This window comes from Spirosoma profusum, assembly GCF_014699005.1.
Classification (GTDB): domain Bacteria; phylum Bacteroidota; class Bacteroidia; order Cytophagales; family Spirosomataceae; genus Spirosoma; species Spirosoma profusum.
In genome coordinates this window covers 13,715-34,093 of record NZ_JACWZY010000052.1, presented here as the reverse complement: position 1 = coordinate 34,093, position 20,379 = coordinate 13,715, and the positions used below count along the sequence as shown (strand labels likewise).

General features: G+C 51.5%; 6 protein-coding genes and 2 pseudogenes. 4 read left to right on the top strand and 4 right to left on the bottom strand.

The window, feature by feature from the left end:
* Positions 1 to 44 precede the first annotated feature (44 nt).
* The 3 genes and pseudogenes from IC229_RS36230 to IC229_RS32290 form a co-directional block, all read right to left on the bottom strand.
* Entirely contained in the window at positions 45 to 170 is a 126-nt protein-coding gene (locus IC229_RS36230; RefSeq protein WP_394355993.1) for an IS3 family transposase, read from the bottom strand.
* Positions 171 to 543: 373 nt separating this feature from the next.
* Positions 544 to 684: pseudogene (locus tag IC229_RS36225) on the bottom strand (transposase); the annotation flags it as partial.
* 212 nt (positions 685 to 896) lie between these two features.
* Positions 897 to 1,598: a LytR/AlgR family response regulator transcription factor gene (locus tag IC229_RS32290; RefSeq protein WP_190892641.1), complete on the bottom strand. Its 702-nt coding sequence runs from the start codon at positions 1,596 to 1,598 to the stop codon at positions 897 to 899.
* Positions 1,599 to 2,055: 457 nt separating this feature from the next.
* Here IC229_RS32290 and IC229_RS32285 point away from each other — a divergent pair, with 457 nt between their 5' ends.
* From IC229_RS32285 to IC229_RS32270, 4 genes are all read left to right on the top strand, one after another.
* Positions 2,056 to 12,801 (top strand): Ig-like domain-containing protein, encoded by a 10,746-nt coding sequence (locus IC229_RS32285; protein WP_190892640.1) that lies wholly within the window; start codon positions 2,056 to 2,058, stop codon positions 12,799 to 12,801.
* A 70-nt stretch (positions 12,802 to 12,871) separates the two neighbouring features.
* Positions 12,872 to 16,462, top strand: a complete 3,591-nt coding sequence (locus IC229_RS32280; RefSeq protein WP_190892639.1) for an Ig-like domain-containing protein — start codon at positions 12,872 to 12,874, stop codon at positions 16,460 to 16,462.
* A 66-nt stretch (positions 16,463 to 16,528) separates the two neighbouring features.
* Positions 16,529 to 18,064 carry an Ig-like domain-containing protein gene (locus IC229_RS32275; protein ID WP_190892638.1) on the top strand — a complete coding sequence of 512 codons (1,536 nt, stop codon included), beginning with the start codon at positions 16,529 to 16,531 and terminating at the stop codon, positions 18,062 to 18,064.
* A gap of 47 nt (positions 18,065 to 18,111) precedes the next feature.
* A complete protein-coding gene (locus tag IC229_RS32270; protein ID WP_190892637.1) occupies positions 18,112 to 19,020 on the top strand; it encodes a T9SS type A sorting domain-containing protein in 909 nt (302 codons plus the stop codon).
* Between the two features lie 99 nt (positions 19,021 to 19,119).
* Here IC229_RS32270 and IC229_RS32265 read toward each other — a convergent pair.
* A pseudogene (locus IC229_RS32265) lies at positions 19,120 to 20,365 on the bottom strand (IS256 family transposase).
* Between the last annotated feature and the right edge of the window lie 14 nt (positions 20,366 to 20,379).

Below are 20,379 nucleotides of genomic sequence, written 5' to 3'. Positions count from 1 at the left end.
ACCGATTCGCACAAGCCGTTAAGCCATGCCGGGAGTCAGTCGTTTTAGGCACGAATCGGATCGCCGAAGCGACTACGCGGTTGAATAGCTCGCCAGTTCTGCTCTTGCATCAAGCGACGCACTCGATGCCGACCAACCTTTACACGCTGTTCTTTCAGGGCTTCCAGCACGCGACGGCTGCCATAGCGTCGGGAGTTTTCCCGCTCCGTCGGCCCGGCAGAAGATCTTATCGATTGCGGTTGTCATGATTAGATTGCTATTAGACTGGGAACATGTTGAGCCATTACGATATGAGTAGTAAGCACTTTTGCTGACATCCAGCAGTTTACAGAGTGCCCGAACGGTAAAATTGGTTTCTTCCGACTGAATAAAACGGTAAGTCTGAATCAGGTTTGTCGGCTGAAAATGGCTAAGGCTTTTTTTAATATCTCGCGCTCCATTTCGGTTTGCCGTAGTTGCCGACGTAAACTGTCGACTTCTTGTTGAAGGCTTTGATCCGTCTACTTTTCCCCGCTCCGGCGGCCCGGCTTTATCATCTGCCTTCCACCAGGCGTGAATCAGGCTGTCGCTAATACCCATCTTACGAGCCACCGCCATGATGGGTTCACCATTGGCAACCAGCCGCAGCACATCAGCTTTAAACTCGGCGGTATACTTTCGTTTTGGTTGTTGGGATTGATTCATGGTACACGAAGTTAAAAAAGTATCGTGTCCGGATTTTTAGGACCATATCACCCTACTGAGAAGCCTAATAAATCTACTTTGTTCCTGAAGTTTTTTGGTCAGAAGCGTGGAGGTATGAATGCAGTACATTTATTACGGGGAAAATATGAACGTTGGAAAACCAAACGCCGTATTGAACCTGTAATGGTTCAATAAAAATACATGCCTCGTCTCTAAAATATAACTGACTTTTTGAGGTCTATTAAACGCTCTTCAAATTGACTTCTATAGGTTTTTCCAATAGGTATAATTGACTCATTTATAGATATTTGACGACGACTTAAATGTACTTGTGTGATTCTGTAGATGTTTACCCAGAAGCCTTTGTGTACCTGCACGAAGCGACTGTCCAGTTGTTTGCTGAGCTTCGTTAGCGATTGTTTTAACACGTATCGGTTCCGACGGGCATGAAGTATCGAGTAGTTTTTGTCGGTACTAATCCAAAGAATTTTGTCCAGTGGTACCAAAAGTCGCTGACCTGTTGAACTACGTACTTTAATCCCTCTTATGGCTATAGGCGCTGTAGTGGTGCTGGTCAGCGAGTCCACCATAGAACGTAGCGTCAACTGGTGAAATGGTTTGACCAGAAAGCGGACTCGCTCAAAGTACGTCGTTCGATCGTACGTTTCTTCACTGGGCGAATCAGTAATAAATATGATTGAGCATTGTAGTTCTGGTATATTCTGGAACAAAGTGATCGTATCTTTTTCATTCACTATCGTTTCGCAAATGATCAGATCGATCGGTTGGGCTTTAAGAATAGCAACAATATCAAGAGCGTTTGTGCTCTTTGTATGCTCATAGCCCAGCGATTCTAGAATCGACTCCAGTTCGGTTCCCCACTCATCAGTCTCAACAAGTATTAAGGCGTGCATATGGTAAACCAACGTTAGTGAGTGAACTTATACTGTTTTCTACCCTAACCGTTTAGAGCCCAACTATCTAACCCTTAAAATTTTGTTTATCGTAATTGTTTCATTATTCAGCCGATAATTTTCTAAGCTGGTTGGTGGGCCTTCCAGGTTGCCATTTGGCACTAAAATTGACAAGAGGTACCATCCTTGGCCAGCGCTCAAAAGAACGTATCCACTTCTCTACCGACTTTCCTTTCGTCACCTTTTTTTGACGTTGCTCACCTAAACGATTCAATTAGTATAACTTTTGTTAACATAAAATATGATCAATAAACATTTTATTTATTTTTGCTCCTCCCTAATAAATTGAATATTTAACTGATCGCTCTGATATTATACTAGTAAGCTTTTAAATAGGCTTAAATAGTCTCATCTATTTGTAGCTGTTTAAGTCATATTATAATACTCACGTTATTTTATGAAGTGGACAGTTTACCCCAACTATATGATGCGGTTGACATGGGTGAGTATTTTGTTCACCCTGTTGATAGTTGTTATCTGCCCGTTAGCGGTTAAGGCGCAGACGATTCCCTGTAATTACCGAAATCTAATTACGACCAACTATTCTACTGCTGGAGTAGTACCCGCTCGTACAAACGGGTATGGTGGTGTTTCAAACATTATTGGGGTTGGTAGTGTAGCCGATGCCGCGAACGTAGCAGATGGCATTACGTCCAACTTTGCCACCATTACTTCGTCAAATATTTCGGGGAGTGGCGGGCAAATTTCGGTAAGTGCCAATGCTACCAGTGGAACAAACACATTTCCAGGTGGAGCCATTGCTGGTTTTGTAATTGCCAATAATACGACCCTCAACCTGTTGGCTGCGGTAACGATACGTACGTATTTAAACGGAACCCTTCGAGAATCATCTGATACGTCTCCATTAGTAGACCTGACCCAACTTGCGGGACCAGGACAGCGCGCACTGGGTATTACGACAACACTGAGTTTCGACGAAGTTCAGATTGCCATTACTGGCTCCGGAACGGCCACAAGCACCTCCGTTTATTACCCCTTTGTGCAGTACAGCGCATTAACGGCAATGACCATGGTTACCAACACCAGCAGTTCAGCAGCGGCTGATGGTGCGGTAAATCTTATCGTATCGGGTGGGCGGTCGCCGTATACGTATCGGTGGAGTACCAATGCCACTACACAAAACATAAGTAACGTAACAACGGGTACGTATTCCGTAACCGTAACTGATGCGAACCTCTGTACAACCGTTACGTCGGCTACAGTAGGCATCCGGGTAGCACCCTGTCCGGTTCCGGGTCAAAGCGGATTTACGTCCTTCACATTTGGTACGCCATCACAATCAGGCACTGGAACGAGTAAGGTGGCTCGATACAGTAATGTAGCTACGATAGGTGGACAGGTCGTTGATATTATTGCCGATGTTACCAGCATTAACAGTTCAACCAATTCAACGTCCAATGTCATCAATTTTGCCTCGACTGGTGGCGCGGCTCAGGTCCAGATTATAGCAGCTAATGTCAGTGCCGGTGTTCGCTGGACGGTTGTAAGAACCGGTACAACAACGCCCGTTCCTTTTCAGGGATCATTTACCGTAGCCGACCTTGATCGGGCAACCAACATAATTGGAACCGTCACCCGAACCGAAAGTATTGATCTGGATAAGGCGACCCTTTATTCTTATAAACTGAATTCACCAGCCACAACGTCAATAGCCGTCATTGATCAGACGACTAGTTTTCGTTTTCAGGGTACGGCCGATAATGGAAACAACGATAACAACCCTACATATGCCGTTTCGTTAAACTTTGTTGGACTTCCCTATTTCGATATCACCTATAATAATATTGGCACCGACGCGCTTTCTTACTTCACATTTGATGGGAATGGTACAGTTGTATTTGGCGCAAACACAACCTGTGTGCCCGTGCTTGACACCGATAAGGACGGCGTTGCTGATGCGAATGATATTGATGACGATAACGATGGTATCGTTGACGATACTGAAGGTTTACTGGCCGATGCCGATAACGACGGGATTGCCAACGCACTCGATCTGGATTCAGATGGCGATGGAATTCCAGATAACATCGAAGCCCAGTCAACAATTGGCTATAGTCCATCAAACACAACAGTAACAGCGTTGGGGTTGCCTACGGCTTACTCGTCTACCGGGGGGCTCATTCCTGTTAACACGGATGGAACGGATACCCCCGATTACCTGGATACGGATAGTGATAACGACACGAAAACCGATACAAACGAAGCGAATCTAACCCTCTCAGGTAACGATAACGATGATGATGGTCTGATTAGCAGTATCGACACGAATCCGAACGCATTTGGACCGGTTAGCGCTGGTATAACCAATCCACTGACCGCTTACCCGACAAACGCCAACGGTACGCAGGTCTTATGGCGAGTAAAAGAAGGCGCTTTCACCTATGGGGCCTGCGGTAACGGAACCGCAACCGGTACGTTCGTAATCAATAATTCCTCAACGGGTATTTTAACGATTCCGATCACGACCAACCGTGATGGTCAGGTCGTCGTTTCAGTAACCGGCCCTGGTTTTAGCGCATCGCCAACATCCGTCACCACAACGATCGTCGCCAGCCAGACGGCGCTGTCGATTCCTATAATATACAACGGCTCAGGATCGACCGGAACACGCTCACTGACGATTACCTCGGTACAGGCATCCGGTACGTGCTCGTCAACAGTTGCCGTGATTGGCCTGGCCGATCTGTCACTCTCTTTATCTCAACCAACTCCCTCGTTACTGGTAGCCCAAACCAGCAATTTGCCAATTACCATCAGTAACATCGGTTCGGCTGCCACCAGCGGTCCCATCACGGCAACACTGATTGTTCCGGCGAATGTCGCTACGCCCGCATCATTCACAAGTGGTGGTTTTGCCTGCACCACGTCGGGGCCGAACGTAGCGTGCTCCAGCTCAGCTATACTCTCAAACGGTGCCAGTACAACAATAACAGTACCTATAACACCAGGGGTTGCTACGGCTGGAACGACATTGAGCTTCAGTGCGCTCGTAACCACGACCACGGCCGAAGTAAGCGTAACGAATAATGCGGCTACGATCTCTCCATTAGTCAGTTCCAGCGTAACGGCCAGACCTGATGCGGGAACCGTGAGTGCCGGTACGGGAGGTACTGCCGTCGCCAACGTAGCAGCCAATGATATTGTCAATACGTTACCCGCTACGTTAGGAGCCAGTGGCAACGCTACGGTGTCTCAGGTCGGTACGTACCCACCTGGTGTTACCCTCATTTCAGGTACTGGTAGCATTAGTGTAGCAGTGGGCACCACGCCGGGTAACTACACGCTGGTTTACCAGCTCTGTGACCAACTCACTACGCCTGTCTGTGCCACCACAACTGTGGCCATTACCATCACTCCCAGTATCACCGCTACTGTCGATGCGGGAACCGTGAGTGCCGGTACGGGTGGAACTGCCATCACCAACGTACGCGCCAACGATCTGGTCAACGGATTACCCGCCACCAGTGCGAACTCCAGTCTGAGCCTGGCCAGCACCAGTTCCGCAAGCCTTTTTCTGAACACCAGCACCGGCAGTGTGAGTGTGGCACAAGGCACCGCACCGGGGACATACTCGCTGGTCTATTCTTTGTGCAGCACGCTGGGAACTGTTACCTGCACAACGGGTATCGCCAACGTAACGGTGACGGCCAACGTAGCACCTGTAGCAGATGCAGGCACCGTGAGCGCGGGCGCAGGTGGCGTCGCTGTAGCCAACGTAGCAACCAATGATTTTGTGAATGGTGTAGCCGCTACGTTAGGAGCTGGAAACGCTACGTTAGCTGTTGTGGGTACCTATCCGACCGGCATTACCCTCAATACCACGACGGGTAGTATAAGCGTAGCCCAAGGAACAGCACCGGGCACCTATACGGTCGTCTACCAGATTTGCGACCGACTCAGTACGCCTACTTGTGCGACTACAACCGTTACGATTACAGTCACACCCAGCGTGGTCGCTAATCCTGACGCGGGTACTGTTTCTGCCGGAACTGGCGGTATCGCGGTCGCCAACGTAGCGACTAACGACGTAGTGAATGGAGTGCCCGCTACGTTGAGCGGCCCCGGTAATGCTACGTTGGCAACGGTAGGTGTGTATCCAGCAGGTATTACCCTTAACACGAGCACCGGTAGTATTAACGTAGCAGTGGGCACCAACCCGGGCAATTACACAGTCGTTTATCAGATTTGCGATCGACTAACAACGCCCACCTGTGCTACTGCCAATGTAGCCATCACCATTACACCGAGCGTAACTGCCAACACAGATTCTGGCACGGTTTCATCTGGTACGGGCGGTACGGCTGTGGTCAATGTGCGCGCCAACGATGTGGTCAACGGCCAGCCCTCCAGTACCACCAATTCGAGTTTAAGTCTGGTTAGTACCAGTTCCGCCAGTCTGGTCTTCAACATCACAACCGGGAGTGTGAGTGTAGCACAAGGCACTCCACCAGGAAGTTACTCTTTGGTTTACTCGCTGTGCAGCACCTTGGGCACGACAACCTGCACAACGGGTGTGGCAAACGTAACGGTGACGGCCAGCGTAGTGGCCAACCCAGATGCGGGCACAATCTCCGCGGGTACGGGCGGTGCAGTGGTCGCCAACGTAGCGGCCAACGACGTAGTGAATGGCGTACCGGCTACGGTGGGTTCCGGTGGTAACGCTACGTTGACGACGGTGGGCTCCTATCCATCTGGCATCACGCTGAATGCGAGTACCGGCAGCATCAACGTAGCAGTGGGTACCACACCGGGCAATTACACTGTCGTCTACCAGATTTGTGACCAGTTGACACCCGTCACCTGTGCTACGGCCACTGTAGCCATCACCATTACACCCAGCATCACCGCCACCAACGACGCGGGCACAGTTTCTTCGGGTACAGGTGGAACCGCTATTACTAATGTACGTGCGAATGATCTGGTCAACGGCTTGCCTGCGACCAGTGCAAACTCTAGCCTGAGCCTGGTTAGTACCAGTTCAGCGAGTCTGGTCTTCAACACCACAACGGGTAGCGTGAGTGTAGCGCAAGGCACCACTCCGGGAAGTTATTCCTTAGTTTATTCACTATGTAGCACGTTAGGCACCGTTATCTGCACGACGGGTATCGCCAACGTAACGGTCACTCCCAGCGTAGTCGCCAACCCCGATGCAGGCACAGTTTCTTCGGGAACGGGTGGCACGGCCGTAGCTAACGTAGCCGCCAATGATTTTGTTAACGGGCTGCCAGCCACGCTGGGTAGTGGAGGTAATGCGACTCTTTCCCTGTCAGGCACCTACGCCACCGGCATTACGCTGAACACGACGACGGGTGCGGTCAGCGTCGCGTTGAGTACAACACCGGGAACCTATACTATAGCCTACCAGATTTGTGATAAACTGACCTCCACCTGCTCCACCACGACGGTAAGCGTGACGATCGTGCCTAGCGTTGTCCCCACGCCCGACAGCGGAACAATTTGTACGGGCATAGTAGTCAATAATGTGGCGGCCAATGACCTGGTCAATGGGCAGTCGGCCGTGCTGGGTACCAACGCGGTACTAACCAGCGTAGGCACCTATCCAACCGGCATTACGCTGAATACAACCACGGGGGCCATCAATGTAGCCACCGGCACGGCAGCAGGCTCCCATACCCTGGTTTATCAGCTTTGTTCAACCATTGGCACCCCCGCCTGTACGACGAGTACAGCAACGGTTACCGTGAATGCCTCGGTGACGGCCACGCTCTCATCGGCATCGATTTGTAATGGCACCAGCGTAACACTGACAGCGACGGGAGGAGCCAGTTATCGGTTTGGCCCCGGTAATTCGAATACGAGTGGGATTTTAATCGTTGCTCCAACCGTCGTGGGCGTAAATCCGTATTCGGTAACGGTCACGTCTGGATTGGGCTGTTCGGCAGTAGCCACCGGCACGGTTACGGTAAACGCCCTGCCCCAGCCAACCATTTCGGGCAGTACTTCCCTGTGCGCCGGACAACCTATTTCATTAACAGCCAGCCCTACCACAGGTCTTTCCTATGCCTGGAGCGGGCCAGGCGGCAATCTAGGAAGTAGTAATCCGCTGATTATTCCCAACAGCACTACCGCCAACTCTGGTACGTATCAGGTGCGGGTGACGGATGCCAATGGCTGTACCGCCGTAACTAGCCAGAATGTGACGGTCAAACCAACGCCATTGGCGCAAATTCTCAACACCAGCATCGTTTGTTCAAATAATATGCCTTCCGTAGCGATTGCCACGCAGGTGACGGGCGGCTCACCACCGGTCGGTTATGCCTGGTATCGCTCGGGTGCCGCCGGCGTTATTTCGACTTCGCCCAACCCGACATTCAGTACTGCTGATACCTATAGTCTGGTCGTGACGGATGCCAGCGGCTGTCTGAGCAACACGGCTACCGTGATGGTCATGACCCCCAATCCGCTGGCCGTCAATACACAGACAGCCAATGCCCGCTGCTTTGGCGGACAGGGTACCATCACGGTTACGACGAACGGCGGCACAACACCCTATACCATCAGTTATTATAATACCAGCGGCCTCATCTCATCGACGCAAACGACCGGTGCCAGCACACTCACTGCAGTAGCTGGAAGTTACTCGGTGGTAGTAACCGATGCCAATGGCTGTTCGCTGACGCAGACTGCCACCATCACACAACCGCCGTTATTGGCTGTTTCGCTGACCGGGAGCGGGTCGGTTTGCGCGGGTCAGGCCACCGGAACCATCACCAGTTCAACAACGGGCGGGACACCTTCCTACGCCTACTCGTGGAGTGCCGCTGCGGGGCCTCTGGTCCAGACCACGCCCAATCTGACCGGGCTAAGTGGCGGCAGTTATTCGGTGGTGGTAACCGATGCCAATGGCTGTACGGCGACATCTAACGTAACCTTGCCCACCAATCCGCTGCCGAGTGCACCAACGGTCAGTGTCACCCAGCCAACCTGCATTACCCTGACCGGCACTATCCAGGTATTGACCCCGGCATCGGGCGTACAGTATAGCTTCAACAACGGGATTTCGTATCAGGCTTCGGCATCGCAGGCGGGCCTTCAACCGGATGTCTATCAACTAAGGGTAAAGAATAGCGCGACCGGCTGCGAATCGCCGGTTACCAGCGTCACCATCAACCCAGTGCCGTCTCCGCCGATTGTCTCGATAACCGGTAGTACCACCTACTGTACCGGCCAGCCGATCAACCTGACGGCCAATCCGGTCAGCAATGTCAGCTATGCCTGGAGTGGGCCGGACGGCAACCTCGGTACAGCAAATCCGGTGGTAGTGCCGAACCCGACACCAGCCCAGTCAGGAACGTACCGGGTACTGGTGACCGATACCAATGGCTGCACGGCGACGGCCAGTACCAATGTGACGGTGTATCCGCTGCCGATAGCTACACTGGCTGTCAATTCGCCCACGATCTGCTACGGCCAACCCATCAGCCTGACAGCAGGTGGCGGCACTAATTATGCCTTTTCGACCAATGTAAGCGGCATAACCGGCAACGTAGCCAGTTTCACAGCCGGACTGGGTACAGCCCAATATTCCGTCACCGCTACATCGGCTCAGGGCTGTGTGTCGCTGCCAACAACGGTGACGGTAACGGTTTCTTCCTGCGTCAGTCCGGTGCCGGACAGCGGTACTGTATCCGCCGGCACGGGCGGGGTGGCTGTCCTGAATGTGGCGGCCAATGATCTGGTCAATCTCAACCCAGCGGTACTGGGCACCGGCGGCAATGCGACTATTGCGGCTGTTGGCACGTATCCGAACGGGATCACCCTAAATACCACCACTGGTAGCATCAGCGTAGCTGTCGGCGCTACGCCCGGTAGTTACACCCTTGGCTACCAGATTTGCGACCTGCTTACCCCCGTAACTTGTGCTACTACCACTGTTGCTATCACCGTCACACCTACTGCTGTTGCCAACACAGATGCAGGTACGGCTAGTGCCGGTACGGGTGGAGTTGCGGTGGCTGATGTGCGCGCCAATGATGTGGTCAACGGCCAGCCCGCCAGTACCACCAACTCCAGCCTGAGTGTAGTAAGCAGTGGCTCAGCCGGTATCGCTCTGAACACCACAACTGGCAGTGTAAGTGTGGCACAGGGAACTACACCGGGCACCTACTCGCTGGTTTACTCGCTGTGCAGCACTTTAGGTACCACGACCTGCACAACGGGTGTGGTCAACGTAACAGTTACGGCTAGTATAGTGGCCAACCCGGATGCGGGTACGATAAGTGCGGGTACAGGAGGAACGGCTGTTGCCAACGTAGCGGCCAACGACGTCGTGAATGGAGTACCGGCTACAATAGGTGGAAATGCTACGTTAGCCACAGTCGGTACGTATCCCGCAGGCATCACATTAAATACGACAACAGGTAGTGTGAGTATAGCACAGGGAACGACCCCTGGCTCCTACACGATAGCCTATCAGCTTTGCGATCAACTGACTACGCCCACTTGTGCGACTACATCCGTAACAATCACGGTCACAGCTAGTGTCATTGCCAGCCCGGATGCGGGTACAGCGAGCGCGGGTAGTGGTGGTACCGCCGTCGCGAACGTAGCAGACAACGACGTAGTGAATGGGATTCCCGCTACGTTGGGCGCGAGTGGAAATGCTGTGTTGTCAACGGTAGGCATCTATCCAACGGGGATCACCTTAGATACCGAAACGGGTTCCGTCAGCGTAGCGCAGGGGACCGTACCGGAAACCTACACGGTCGTGTACCAGATTTGTGACAAGCTCGGTGGCCCAACCTGTTCGACCACAACTGTCACGATTACCGTTACGCAAAGTGTAACGGCTAATCCTGATACTGGAACGGTAAGTACGGGTAGTGGAGGCACCGCCGTGGCGAACGTAGCGGTCAACGACGTAGTGAATGGCTTACCTGCTACGTTGGGTGTGGGCGGAAATGCTACGTTAGCTACAGTTGGCACGTATCCAGCGGGTATCACGCTGGACATCACTACAGGTTCTGTAAGTGTAGCGGTTGGTACAGCTCCCGGAAACTATACTGTTGCTTACCAGATTTGCGACTTATTAACTACGCCAACTTGTGCGACCACAACGGTCACGATTACTGTTACGTCCAGCGTTACAGCTAATCCTGATTCAGGGACAGTAGGTAGTGGCAGCGGAGGAGCAGCTATAATCAACGTAGCGGCCAACGACGTAGTCAATGGCTTACCCGCTACGTTAGGTGCGGGCGGTAATGCTACGTTAACGCAGGTAGGCACGTACCCGACGGGCATTACCCTCAACCCCACGACTGGTTCAATAGACGTAGCAGTAGGAACGGCTCAGGGGTCGTATACAGTTACCTACCAAATCTGCGACCAACTTGGTACGCCCACCTGTGCCACGGCGACGGCAACAATAACGGTTACGGCGTTGAGTCCTATTACGCTGTCGGACGTAGCCACTACACAGCCAAACGTAGCTGTGGCGGGGAACGTATTGACGAACGATCGCGATCCACAGGGCTTACCGCTTACTGCTACGTTGCTGGGATCGCCGATGAGTGGCACCGTTACACTTAATCCCGATGGAAGTTATACGTTTATACCATCTGCCGACTTTATTGGTGTGGCTAGTTTCTGCTACAGTGCCAGCAATTCGGCGGGATTAAGCAGTAGTGCCTGCGTAAGTATCAATGTAGAAGCCGATCCGGATGGGGGCAATGCGAAACCGATTGCTACTAACGACAATATACGAGCATTTCAGAACCGGGCCGTAACGGTATTTGTACTGGCAAACGATACAGACCCCAATAGTGCTACGTCGCTTAATGGGCAATTAACCAATCCAACGCTGATTGCTCAGCCTGCTCAGGGTAATGCAGTAGTCAATGGCGACGGGTCGATCACGTACACCCCGCCCGTTACGTTTACCGGCGTAACCAGCTTTGCATACCGCATTTGCGACCGCGCAACACCGGCCTTATGTGCCACTGCCACGGTAACGGTGAACGTACTGGCTACTCCACCTACAGGCACTACGTTAGCCCCGGTGAGCGTAGATGATTTTGTCCTGACGCAGGTCAATGCACCGACAATCCGAACGGTTTCGGGAAATGATTTTGACCCTCAGGGTCTGGCATTAACTTATACAACAGGTCAACCCGGCAGTGGAACAGTGGTGATGAGTCCGGCGGGAAGCTATACCTACACGCCAGCCGCTGGCTTTACCGGCCCTAACAGCTTTACGTATCAGGTGTGCAACACGGCTGGCTTGTGCGACATAGCGACGGTTTCGGTACTGGTTCAGCCATTGCCGCCTACGGTTCGGCTGTTGCCGCAGGTTTTTTTACAAGGCGCGCTCTTCGGTGTTACGTCGGGAACACTCATGCGCGACGATCTGCGGAATTTGGGTTTACTACCGACGAATCATCCGTATACAACCCTGAACCCCATTACGCCCGTTGGTGGATTGACTTCCGGCGTGACCTCCGTTACGGGTAACAATGCCATTGTGGATTGGGTATTCGTTGAACTTCGGTCGGAAGATGATCCTCGTGTTACGTTGGATAGCCGGGCGGCTCTACTTCAACGGGATGGCGACATTGTGGAGGTCGATGGTGTCTCGTCGCTGAGCTTCGTCCAGACAATGCTGGGTAATTACTACGTAGTGGTACGTCATCGCAACCACCTGGGTGTGATGAGCCAATCGGCCCTGCCCCTTTCGTCAACGGCCGTTACGGTTGACTTCCGCAATATCAATACGCCAACCTTTACCAGCTCAGGTACGACCAGCTATACCCAGACGACTCGCGAGCAGGCGCAGGTTTTGGTACAGCAGGGCGTTGCGATGTGGGCGGGTAATGCCTTAAGCGATAATGCGGCCAATCAACCTCATAACCTGGTCATTTATCAGGGGCCTAATAACGATGTCAACCAGGTCTATCAGCAGGTTATCGGTGCGCCCGAAAATACGTTAAGGCGACCCTTCTACCGACTAAAGGGCTATTACCTGGGAGACGTCAATATGGATGGTCAGGTAATCTTCCAGGGGACGAACAATGATATCGAATACATCTATCAAAACATTGTGAAGAACCATCCCGGCAACGTAATACGGGTGCCCTTCTTCGTCATCCGTGAACAAGTTCCATAAAAGCCAATCAAGAAAAATTTAACGCTAGCTCTCAAACTAAAATGGTGTCAATCACAAACGTTACAAACCAATGAAACAGCTATCTACGTGTTTAATCTTGGTGTATTTTCTACTTGGCGGCTACCTTGCCAGGGCCCAGCAGTCGCCTAACACCGTCGACTATCGAATCACTTATGATGCAACCCGTGGGCGGTATATCGCCTATGTGGTGCCGAACTACTCTACGCCGAACTCCAATTCCTATAATACGGGCGAAGATGAGCTTGGCGGTACGGCGCAGTTTACCATTAAAGTGCCCGCGTCGTTTTCCATTACTGCCGTTTATGATTTGAACGGTAGCTGGGATAAACAGCCGATTCGGTTAGGACCGGGTAATCCCAATCAAACGTACACAACGGCGCTCGATCCGAATTATAATTACTTCGTCATTGGTAAGGCACCTAACGAAGTAAACTACGGAAAATTTACACCGGGTGCGCTGATTGGACTGTTCGAATTTACGGGCAACGGTTGCTTTGGTGAAATTACTCCGTTGCCACCCGGCGACCCATTTATTTTGGCTGCTGACACCGATTTGTCCTTTAACGTAGCAAACAGCTTTTATTCCCGTTCGGGTCAGCCGTCGGGGGGAAATCAGGCACCGCTCGAACAGTTTCGTGCCATTACCGGACCGGCTGCCCAATGCGCGGTTCTTCAGGCGAATCCGGACAGTTATTCACTAACGGCGGGAATTCCTGCCAGCCTGTCGGTGCTGGCCAACGATACTCAGAATGGTCAGCCCATCAGTGGTACAGTTACCGTAACGGTTAGTGTTCAACCGACCATCGGTACGGCCACACCAAACGCAAATGGTACGATTACCTATACGCCACCAGCCGGGTATTCAGGACCTGCTTCGTTTACGTACACCATTTGCGCCCCTGGTCAGACAACCATATGCTCGTCGGCAGCAGTCAGCCTGACCGTAAATGCGGTCATTGTGGCTACGCCCGATCAGTCGACAACCAACGCTGGAACGTCCGTCACGACAACCGTACTTGCCAACGACACACGTAACGGATTACCGGCCAGTACGACCAACGTAACGGTTAGCCTTGGCACTCCTCCAGCTATTGGTACGGCGGTGGTCAATGGCGATGGCACGATTACGTACACCCCAGCGCCGGGTTTCTCGGGACCGGTTTCGTATACCTATACCATCTGCGATATTGCGCAGCCAGGTCAGTGTTCGTCGGCAGCGGTCAGCCTCACGGTCAACACGGTTATCATCACCAACCCTGACCAGGTAACCACGGCGTCAGGAACGCCCATCAGCGTATCAGTACTGGCGAATGATACACGTAACGGCTTGCCTGCCAGTGCTTCCAACGTAACGGTCAGTCTGGCCAATCAGCCCGCCAATGGAACGGCTGTAGTTAATCCAAACGGAACCATTACGTATACACCAACGCCGGCTTTCTTTGGTGTCAACTCGTTCAGTTACACGGTCTGTGATATTTCCCAGCCCGGTCAGTGTTCGACTAATCTGGTTACAGTAACGGTATTGCCCAGCCGCCCGCTGCCGCAGGGTGATTTCAACCAGACGGTTAGAAATATATCCGTTACGGGGAACGTACTGACCAACGATCGGGAATCAGCAGGACTTCCGCTTACGGTAACCATAACGCCTACTGTGCCGCCGGCCAATGGTACGTTGATACTGACAGCGGCCGGAAATTACACGTATACGCCAGCGACGAGCTTTACCGGAAATGATGCCTTTACGTATCAGGTCTGTAATACAGGAGCGGTATGTGCTACGGCATTGGTATCGATCAAGGTTCGCGACAACGCGCCCAACGGCAACGACAGCCCGATTGCTCAGAACGATCAGGTCACAACAACGCCTAATACGCCGGTAATCATTAACGTTAAGGCCAACGATAGTGATCCAGACGGTCAGTCACTTGGAACGCCAATTATCGTAACATCTCCGGTGAACGGTAACGTAACGGTCAACGCCAACGGTACCATCACCTATTCACCGGTAAGCAGCTTTACAGGCGTCGAGACATTTACGTACCAGATTTGTGATAACGGATCACCTGTCCTTTGCGATCAGGCAACGGTCACCGTATCGGTTCGGTCAAATCCGGCTGTAAACCAGACATATGCGTATGACGATGCCTATAGTACGTTTGCCGGTACGTCGGTAACCGGTGTTGTGTCGAGCAATGATCAGGATTTGGAAGGAAATATCCAGGCCGTATTTACGGTACCTGTTAGAGCAACTACTTCTGGTTCACTGCTGTTAACCTCTACGGGAAGCTTTACTTATACGCCAAATGCAGGTTTTACGGGAACTGACTCGTTTGTGTATCAGGTTTGCGACAATGGCCCCGGCCCCGCCTGCACAGTTGCAACCGCCTATATAACTGTCTTCCCGGCCAACGGTGCTGTTGATCTGTCCATTTCGTTTGGGCCAGCGCCTAGCCTTACTGCTACGTTGGCCAGTGGTTTGCCCATTACCGTAAGTAACGTTGGAACGGGTAACTACGCCGGACCGGTATCTGTGACACTCACGCTGCCCGCCAACGTATCAGTCGCTCCTGGATTTACTACGTCCAACGGATTCACCTGCTCGGTCAGTGGGCAGCTGGTTACCTGCGTCAAGTCGGTTTCGCTGACGACGCTTACCAGCGAAACCCTTACGATTCCGGTTGTAGCGGGTTTAGCTACTGTCGGCCAGCCGCAAACGTTTACGGTGAATACGGTCGTACCTGCTGGCGACGCGACTCCTGCCAACAACGTAGCAACGGTAACAACGGCAGCAGTGATACGTGCTCCGATTGTTCAGTTGCTGCCGCAGGTTTATTTACAGGGTGCACTTTTCGGTGTTACGTCGAGTACACTCATGCGCGACGATCTGCGGAATTTGGGTTTACTACCGACGAATCATCCATATACAACCCTGAACCCCATTACGCCCGTTGGTGGATTGACTTCCGGCGTGACGTCCGTTACGGGTAACAATGCCATTGTAGACTGGGTATTCGTCGAACTTCGCTCGCCTACCAGTATGTCTACCATCATTGACAGCCGGGCGGCTCTGCTTCAGCGAGATGGCGACGTAGTGGACGTGGACGGCGTTTCTTCGCTGACCTTCAATCAGGCCTTAACGGGTAATTACTACGTAGCAATACGTCACCGCAACCACCTGGGTGTGATGACTCAGGCGGCTCTGGCCTTATCACCTACGCCCGTTACGATCGACTTCCGCAACACCAGTACGCCGACTTATACCAATTCCGGTACGACCAGCTACACACAGGTAGTGCTTGATCAGGCGCAGGTTTTGGTACAGCAGGGCGTTGCGATGTGGGCGGGTAATGCCTTAAACGATAATGCGGCCAGTTTTCCTCACAATGTGGTGCTTTATCAGGGGCCGAATAACGATGTCAACCAAACTTATCAGCAGGTCATTAACGCACCCGACAATAGGCTAGGCAGACCTTTCTACCGGCTAAAAGGCTATTACCTGGGCGACGTGAACATGGATGGATTCGTGGTTTTCCAGGGTACAGGTAATGATGTAGAATTTATTTATTCGAACGTGGTTAAGAACCATCCGGGCAATAGCTTCCGGCAGTCCTTCTTTGCGATTCGAGAACAATTGCCGTAATCGATCAGGGGTCAGCCTGGATGGCCAGGCTGACCTATTTTATAACCGTTGAAAACCGCCATGCCGATGAAACGATTAGTAATCACACTGATTTGGCTCTTTTTACTACTAGACATTGGGATAAGTTATGCCCAACTGTCTCCATATGCTGTGGGCTTTCAGGTCACCTATGACCAGGTAACCAGCCGCTACACGGCCTGGGTTGTGCCTCAGTATAATCTTCCAAACGAGAACAATGCTGATACACTGGAACAAGGTGTAACAGCCCAGTTTACGCTTAAAGTCCCGGCTTCTTTTGTCATTTCAGACATCACTGATGTGAATGGAATTTGGGAGAAAGCACCCCTGAAACTCGGTCCGGGTAATGCTGGTCAGGTCTGGTCAGGATTAGGACTCGACCCGACGATCAATTATTATGTGATTGGTAAGGTGCCATCCCCAACCAACTACGGTCGATTTGTCAGCGGTACACCGGTTGCCCTGTTTACGTTTAAAGGAAACGGTTGTTTTGGGCCTGTCAGCCCATTGGAACCTGGAAACCTATTTATTGCGGTGGCCAATCAGCAGTATTCGTTCAACGTAGCAAACAGCTTTTATTCGACTTCGGGGCAACCGCAGACGCAGAATGGCAATCAGAATCCACTCGAGCAGTTTCAACTGCTGGTAGGTCCGTCTGCGCAGTGTTCAACACTGCTGGCGAACCCTGATAGCCAAACATTAACGGCTGGTACGTCGGTCACCATTCCTGTACTGGCAAACGACACACGTAACGCACAGCCAGTGAGTGCAACGAGTGTCATTCTGACGGTAGGCACACCCAATTCCGGCACAGCTACGACTAACCCTGACGGTACGTTAAACTATGTACCTGTTGCTGGATTCAGCGGACCAGTTGTTTTCTCCTACACCATTTGCGACCAGACTCAGACCGCCGTTTGCTCGTCGGCGCAGATAAGTTTGACGGTGCTGGGAGGTTCAACTCCATCCACCGATCTGCTTATTACTAAGCATTCCAGTCAGTCAGTAACAGCTATTGGCAGCAGTGTCAGTTTCAGCCTGACGGTTCAGAATCTGGGGCCTGGTAATGCTATTGGCGTTTTTGTGACTGATACGCTCACACGTAACAACTCAGTAGTACTGCTCGGAACCCCGACTTCTTCTCAGGGTAGTTTCGACCCCGCAACTGGCCTTTGGACGGTCGGTGATCTGGCTCCCGGTGCAACTGCTACGTTGGTATTGACGGTTCGGGTACAAACTGAAGGTGTTCTGGTTAACACCGCTGAGGTAAGTGCAACGGGCAGTCAGGAACTCAATATTGCTAACAATACCGCATCGGCCTGTACCAGTGTTCCGATACGTCTTTGTGCCGACAATACAGTCGTCGCGAACGTACCCAGCAGTTATCAGGACGTTCGCTGGTTCAGAGATGGAAATCTGGTAGGAACGGGGAATTCTTTCTCCTTATCGCAGGCGGGAGTTTATACAGTAACCTCGTCCAGTGGCGCGTGTCCAATCGGGGGTTGTTGCCCAATCATCGTCGAAGCTGGCGATTGCTGCCCGCCACCCAAGTGTGTTCCCTTTATTGTGAGTAGAACTAAATAAGTACAGAATCAGTCGGAAACGGTACGTACTAAAACTAACTAATAACCATGAAATACATTAGTCTTCTTTTTATCTGGCTTAGTGCAACACTGACCTGGGCGCAATCAAATGTTATGGTATCGAACAGTGATGTCCGGTTTATGGTGACACATGATCCGGCGACGGGGCTGTTCACAGCCTGGATCGTTCCGGGCTATGATACTCCGAACGCCAACAATCCGGAATCAGAAGACCGGGGCGCTACGGCACAATTTTCCCTGAAAGTACCTGCCAGTTTTGTTTTAACGGATATCCGCGATCTGAAAGGTAGCTGGGAAAAGAGTCCCTACAAACTAGTGGCGCCTGAAGGTTTTACCGGGGATTCTGGATGGGCTTACTATATAATTGGCAAATCCCCGTCAGAAACCAATTATGGTACGTTCACGAAAGGAGAACCGGTGGCTTTGTTCACCTTTAAAGGAAAGGGAGGCAGCTCGGAACAGGTAAACGTATTAGCAAACGATGACCCATTCCTGCAGTTTGCGGAATCAAAAATGGCGTTGCACATTCGGAATAGTTTTTATACCCGTTCTGGCCAGCGCGCTACGTTGTCGGCTCTCCCGATCGAGCAAATGAGTGGTATCATTAAGCTAGACGAGGTATTGAAACAAAAACAGGCTCAGTTGGGAATATCGCCGACCGGCGAAGGAGAAGACATTGCTACGCTCTCGGTGCAGGCCTACCCGAACCCAACAACCGACATAATCGAACTGAAATATTTCAGCGCCATTGAGCAGATGAATATTACGTTTGATCTGATTGATAATCAGGGAAATGTTAAACAAAGTAATTCACTGAATGCGAAAGTTGGTTTTAACAACACCCGGTTCGTCGTTTCTAATCTATCTGGCGGTGTCTATTTCGTGCGGAGTATCGTGCAGGGACAACGAATAGCTAAGAAGATCGTGAAACAGTAAGAGAGAAGAAAATCATACGAAGAGATAGTTCTATTTAACAAATATAAAGTACCATAATTATAGGTTTTCTGGGAATGTTCAATGAAGTGTGTCATTTCCTCAGATTGTAATGTGCTTTCGGACACGATCTTCAAACAATATTGTCAATTGTTGGAGTGTTACGGCCCAATTTTGCAAGGGTAACTGCCAGCCACTGATGATGCGTTGGGTCGTCAAATAAAGCAACTTCAATAAGGCCGTCTCAGACGAAAAAGCTCCTTTCGATTTAGTTACACACCGTATTTGCCGATGGAAGCCGTCAACTGTGTTGCCGGGCCGCCGGAGCGGTCGTGTAGACCACCCTACGAATAGCGGCTGGATACTCAAAAAATCGAGTTAAGCGCAACCAATTCCGTTGCCAACTTTCAACAACCAACGGATACTTCTGCCCCCATCGGTCTGTAAAATCAGCCAGCTTTTGTTCCGCCCCAGTTACAGTAGCCGACTGATAAATGGGTTTTAAATCAGCTGCCACCGCTTTCTGATCCTTACAGACCACATACCGCATTGATGTGCGCACCTGATGTACCAAACAAAGCTGCACATCAGCTTTGGGGTAGACTGTTTCGATGGCATCACCAAACCCAGAGAGGTTATCAATCGAGCAGATTAATAGGTCTTTGACCCCTCTGGCCTGTAAATCAGTCAGGGTGGAGAGCCACAAACGGGCACTTTCGGCATCACCGATGTGGATGCCTAGTAAGTCCTTACGTCCTTGTAAATCAACCGCTAAGATGTTGTAGGCGGCTTTACTGATGACTTTACCGTCTTGCCTTACGTTGAAATGTACAGCGTCCAGCCACACAAAGGCATAAACCGGTTCCAAGGGGCGAGAACGCCATTGCTCAACGATAGGAAGTATTTTGTCGGTGATGGTTGATAACTGGCCGGTGCTGATCTCCAAGCCATATAAATCCTCCAGGTGTTCCTGGATGTCTTCATAGGACATGCCCTTGCTGTAGAGGGAAAGAATGCGGTTGTCCAAGCCTTCGCCTAGGGTCGTTTGCCGCTTGCCGATGATCTTTGGTTCAAACGAGCCATCCCGATCACGCGGCATCGCTATCTCGACTGGACCATGCCCGGTCTTGACCTGCTTGGCCTTGCTGCCGTTACGTCGGTTAGGCCGGTTTTGCTCAAGGTGAGCCTGCATCTCACCCGATAGGGCAGCATCAAGTAAATCTTTCAATAATGGAGCCAACAGACCATCTTTGCCTGTCAGTTCCTTCTCGCCCGCTAGCATCTTAGCGATGGTTTCCTGGCGAAAGGCTTCATAATCAAAGCCGTTTTTATCTCCTTTTATATCCATTTGATTGTCAAGTT